The organism is Melaminivora alkalimesophila (assembly GCF_000282995.1).
In the GTDB taxonomy this organism is placed as follows: domain Bacteria; phylum Pseudomonadota; class Gammaproteobacteria; order Burkholderiales; family Burkholderiaceae_C; genus Melaminivora; species Melaminivora alkalimesophila.
The window spans coordinates 1-4,356 of record NZ_ALEE01000554.1; the positions used below are offsets into that span (position 1 = coordinate 1).

The following is a 4,356-nucleotide window of genomic DNA, read 5'->3' on the forward strand; positions in this document are numbered from 1 at the left end:
CCGCCAGCGGCGCGTCCAGCCGCGCCGCCATGTCCAGCACCATCATGACGTGCACGCCGGTGTCCACTTCCGGGTGGTATTCGGCACGCTGCGGCACGCCCCACAGCCGATCGACCTCGGGCAGCAGCACCGCCAGCGCCCCGCACGCGCGCAGCAGCTCGAACATGCGCGAAGGCTTGTCCTCCATCAGGCCGCGCGAGAGCTCCTGCCACACGCGTTCGGGCACCAGGTGGTCCGCCTCGCCCTCCTCGACCATCGCGCGCATCAGCTCCAGGGTCTCGGGCGCCACGCGGAAGTCGGAAAAGCGCGCGGCAAAGCGCGCCACGCGCAGGATGCGCACCGGGTCTTCGCGGAACGCGTCGGTCACATGGCGCAGCACGCCGGCGCGCAGGTCGCGCACCCCGCCGTAGGGGTCCAGCACCTCCCCGGCGGCACCGCTCCAGCCGGCCGGGGCGGCGATGGCGTTGATCGTCAGGTCGCGCCGCGCCAGGTCTTCCTCGAGCGTCACCTCGGGCGCTGCGTGCACCGCAAAGCCGCGGTAGCCGCGGCCGCTCTTCCTCTCGGTGCGTGCCAGCGCGTATTCCTCGTGTGTCTCCGGGTGCAGGAACACGGGGAAGTCGCGCCCCACCGGCACGAAGCCGCGCGCCGCCATGTCCTCGGGCGTGGCGCCCACCACCACCCAGTCGCGGTCGCCCGCCGGCAGCCCCAGGAGCCGGTCGCGCACCGCGCCGCCGACCATGTAGACCTGCAGCCCGCGCGTACTGGCGGGCGCTCCGGGCGCAGGTGCAGGCCGGGCGGTCACGTCAAGCGGGCTCGGCGGCCAGGGCTGCCTCGGCCACATCCACCACCAGGCAGGGATCGAAGAGCGGGTTTTCCACCGCCCCGTCCCTGGCATAGCCGCGCGGGTTGCACAGCACGCGCGTGGCGCCCAGCCGGTAGTCGAAGCTGTCGTGCGTGTGGCCATGCACCCACAGGCGGGCGCCGCTGGCGGCCACCAGCGCCTCCGCGTCCGAGACGAAGCAGCCGTTGATCGGCGAGCCGGCAAAGCGCGGATGGATGCTGCGCGGCGAGGGGGCGTGGTGCGTGACCACCACGGTCGGCCCGGCGTGCGGGCGCGCCAGTTCCCCAGCCAGCCAGCGGCAGTTGGCATCGAACAGCGCGACCGCATCCTGCGGCGTGAACAGCGGCCCGCCGGGCGGCGCATCGCCGCGGCGGATGCGGCTGAAGTCGCGCATGAATTCCTGGCTCCGGGCCATCGCCTGCCCGCGCTCCTCCCCCGCGGGGAAGATGCGGAAATCGCTCCACAGCGTGCTGCCCACGAAGCGCACTCCGTCCAGCACGACGCTGCGGTTGGCCAGCACCTGCACGGCGCTGCCCTGGCTGAGTTCGTGCAGCTGCTGCACCGTCTCGTCCAGGCTGGAGCCGTAGAACTCGTGGTTGCCGGGAACGTAGAGCACCGGCTTGCCGAAGCCCCTGGCCCATTCCACGGCGCTTGCCGGCCGGCCGATGTCGCCGGCCAGGATGACGGCGTCGGCATCCGTCTGCGGGTGCTCCATGCCCTGCACGCCCAGGTGCAGGTCCGACAGGATGTGCAGTTTCATCGCGGGTGCCCCCTCAGGCGTGTCCGTGGCGCTCAGGCGCGCCCCAGGCGGTAGGGCTCCTCGAAGTCGCGGAAGTCCTGCTCGGCCAGCGCCGCCTCGACCCAGGCGCGCACGCCCGGCAGCTGGTGCACGCGCTGCACGTAGGCGGCGATCGGCTCGGGCAGCGGCAGCGCATAGGTCACCAGGCGCGTGCACACCGGCGCGTAGAAGGCGTCGGCGATGGTGAACTCGCCAAACAGCATCGGCCCGCCGTATTGCGCGAGCAGCTCGCCCCACATCTGCACCAGGCGCTGCACGTCGGCACGCACGGCGGGTTGGTCGCGCCAGATGAGCGCGCCCACCTCCGGCAGCCGTGCCTCGATGTTGGTCGGGCAGGCGCTGCGCAGGGCCGTGAAGCCGCTGTGCATCTCGGCGACCACGCTGCGTGCGCGTGCCCGCGCGGCGCGCTCGGCCGGCCAGAGCTGCCTGTCCGGGTGGGTCTCGGCCAGGTATTCGGCGATCGCCAGCGTGTCCCAGATGACCAGCTCGCCGTCCACCAGCACCGGCACCTTGCCCGTGGGCGAGACGGACTGCAGCTGGCGCTTGAATTGCGAGCCCGGCTCGAAGCTGTCGAAGCGCACCGGCACCTCGTCGAATGCGATGCCCGCCTGGCGCATCAGCACCCAGGCGCGCATGGACCAGGAGGAATAGTTCTTGTTGCCGATGTAGAGCTGCAGCATGGCGGGCACTCCTTGCGATGGACACGAAAAACCGGGTTCGTCAGACCGGCCAGACCACCCCGTTGTCGTTCAGGATGGCGTCCAGCGGCAGGTCGTGCGCCTCGGGCTCGAAATCGTCCAGGTAGCCGGCCGTGTAGCCCAGCCCGACGGTCGCCGGGCGGGGCTCGAGCGTGGCCAGCGTGCGGTCGTAGAAGCCGCCACCATAGCCCAGCCGGTAGCCGCCCGGCCCGTAGCCCACGCATGGGACGAACAGCAGTGTGGGCATCAGCACTTCCGTGTCCTTGGGCTTGGGGATGCCGTAGGCGTCCTCCTCCATCGGGCAGCCGGGGTACCAGGCGTGAAAGCTCAGCGTTTTGCGTACCTTGTCCACCACCGGCAGCCCGATGCGCCGGCGCTGGGGCTCGTCCAGCAGCTCGCCGTCTTCCTTCCAGCGGTGCAGGGCGGGCAGCGGATCGAATTCCCCCTTGATCGGCCAGTAGGCGCCGATCACCGTGTGCGGCTTGTCCACCAACCAGATGCGCAGCACGCGCTGCAATCGCTCGGAGCGCGCCGGGCGGTCGGGCATCTGCAGGCGCTGGTTCACCAGCGTGCGGCGCAGGGCTGCTTTGTCCATCACATAATTTCCCGGATGAAGACGAACTGGCTCGGGATTTTGACACCGCTGCTGGCCGGCGCCACGCTGGCCGCGGCCACGCTTTCGGTCCACGCCCAGGGGATCGCTCCCGCCGCCGCGCAGGTGGCGGCCGGCGATGAGGCCGTGCTGGAGATGCACAAGGCCTTCCGCCGCGGCGACAAGGCGCGCCTGGCGCAGCTGTTGCCCACCGCTCAGGGGCACCCGCTGGAGCCCTGGGCGGCGTATTGGGAATTGCGCGCGCGCCTGGAAGAGGCGCAGCCGGCCGAGGTGCTGGCCTTCCTGCAGCGCTGGTCCGGCACTTACCAGGAAGACCGGCTGCGCAACGACTGGCTGCTGCTGCTCGGCCAGCGGCGCGACTGGGAACGCTTTGCCGACCTGCTGCCGGGCTTTCGCATGCAGGACGACCGCGAGGTGCGCTGCTACGACTTGAGCATCCGCCTGATGCAGGGCCGTGCCAACGCGGAATCCGGCGCCGAGGTACTGCAGAACTGGTATGCCCAGCGCGATGCGGACGACGGCTGCGCGCACGCTGCCGGCGAGATGCTGGCGGCCGGGCGGATCAAGCCGCTGGATGTCTGGCGCCGCGCGCGCCTGGCGGCCGACACGGGCCGGCTGCGCGCCGTGCGCCAGGCCGTGACCCTCGTCGCGCCCGAGGCAGTGGCCCAGCTCGAGCAGGCGCTCGCCGCGCCGGCCAAGTACCTGGCGGCGCGCGCCACCGCCCCCGGGCGGGCGCGCCAGGAACTGGTGGTGCTGGCGCTGATCCGCATGGCGCAGTCGGACGCGCCGGGCGCGGCGCGGCTGCTCGACGGGAAATGGGGCGTGCACCTGTCTTCTGAGGAGCGCAACTGGGTCTGGGGCGTGATCGGCAAGCAGGCGGCCGTTGGCCTGTCACCCGACGCGCTGGGCTACTTCGGCCGCGCCAGCCGCGATGCCGACCTGACGGACGAGATGCTCGCCTGGAAGACGCGCGCCGCGCTGCGCGCCGGGCAGTGGAAGGCGGTCGCCAGGAGTATCGACGCCATGAGCGCCGCCGCGCGCGAGGACCCGGCCTGGACCTACTGGCGCGCCCGCGCGTTCATGGCCGACCGTCCGGGCGACGAGGACCGGGCGCAGGCCAGGAAACTCTACGAGCGCATCGCCGGCACGACGGGCTTCTACGAGCAGCTGGCGCTGGAGGAGCTGGGCACGCCGGTCACGCCGCCACCGCCGCCCGAGCCCCTGACCGCCGAAGAAAAGGCCGCGGCACGTGCCAATCCCAGTCTGAACCGCGGGCTCTACGCCATCTTGCTCGGCCTGCGCAGCGAGGGCGTGCGCGAGTGGAACTACGCGACCAACCTGCACACGCCCGGCGGCATGGCCGAGCGCGAGCTGCTGGCGGCGGCCGACTTCGCCTGCCAGCACC

At 71.9% G+C, this 4,356-nt stretch carries 5 protein-coding genes; 1 reads left to right on the plus strand and 4 read right to left on the minus strand.

Annotated features, from left to right (window positions below):
* From A612_RS10845 to A612_RS10860, 4 genes are all read right to left on the minus strand, one after another.
* Positions 1–751, minus strand: a 751-nt coding sequence (locus tag A612_RS10845; RefSeq protein WP_040436644.1) for a tRNA nucleotidyltransferase/poly(A) polymerase-related protein, incomplete at its 3' end; no start/stop codon positions are given.
* Positions 752–803: 52 nt separating this feature from the next.
* Positions 804–1,601 carry a metallophosphoesterase gene (locus A612_RS10850; protein WP_019374507.1) on the minus strand — a complete coding sequence of 266 codons (798 nt, stop codon included), beginning with the start codon at positions 1,599–1,601 and terminating at the stop codon, positions 804–806.
* A gap of 32 nt (positions 1,602–1,633) precedes the next feature.
* Entirely contained in the window at positions 1,634–2,320 is a 687-nt protein-coding gene (locus A612_RS10855; protein ID WP_019374508.1) for a glutathione S-transferase family protein, read from the minus strand.
* A gap of 40 nt (positions 2,321–2,360) precedes the next feature.
* Positions 2,361–2,933 carry a 5-formyltetrahydrofolate cyclo-ligase gene (locus A612_RS10860; protein ID WP_019374509.1) on the minus strand — a complete coding sequence of 191 codons (573 nt, stop codon included), beginning with the start codon at positions 2,931–2,933 and terminating at the stop codon, positions 2,361–2,363.
* Positions 2,934–2,948: 15 nt separating this feature from the next.
* Between A612_RS10860 and A612_RS10865 the strand changes: the two genes are divergently transcribed.
* Positions 2,949–4,356 (plus strand): hypothetical protein (locus tag A612_RS10865; protein ID WP_019374510.1); only part of this gene is annotated, 1,408 nt, incomplete at its 3' end.

What these genes read in the sequence shown, in the direction of transcription:
- A612_RS10860 (WP_019374509.1), bottom strand. Translation starts at nt 2,933, where the DNA reads ATGGACAAAGCAGCCCTGCGCCGCACGCTGGTGAACCAGCGCCTGCAG.
- A612_RS10855 (WP_019374508.1), bottom strand. Translation starts at nt 2,320, where the DNA reads ATGCTGCAGCTCTACATCGGCAACAAGAACTATTCCTCCTGGTCCATG.
- A612_RS10850 (WP_019374507.1), bottom strand. Translation starts at nt 1,601, where the DNA reads ATGAAACTGCACATCCTGTCGGACCTGCACCTGGGCGTGCAGGGCATG.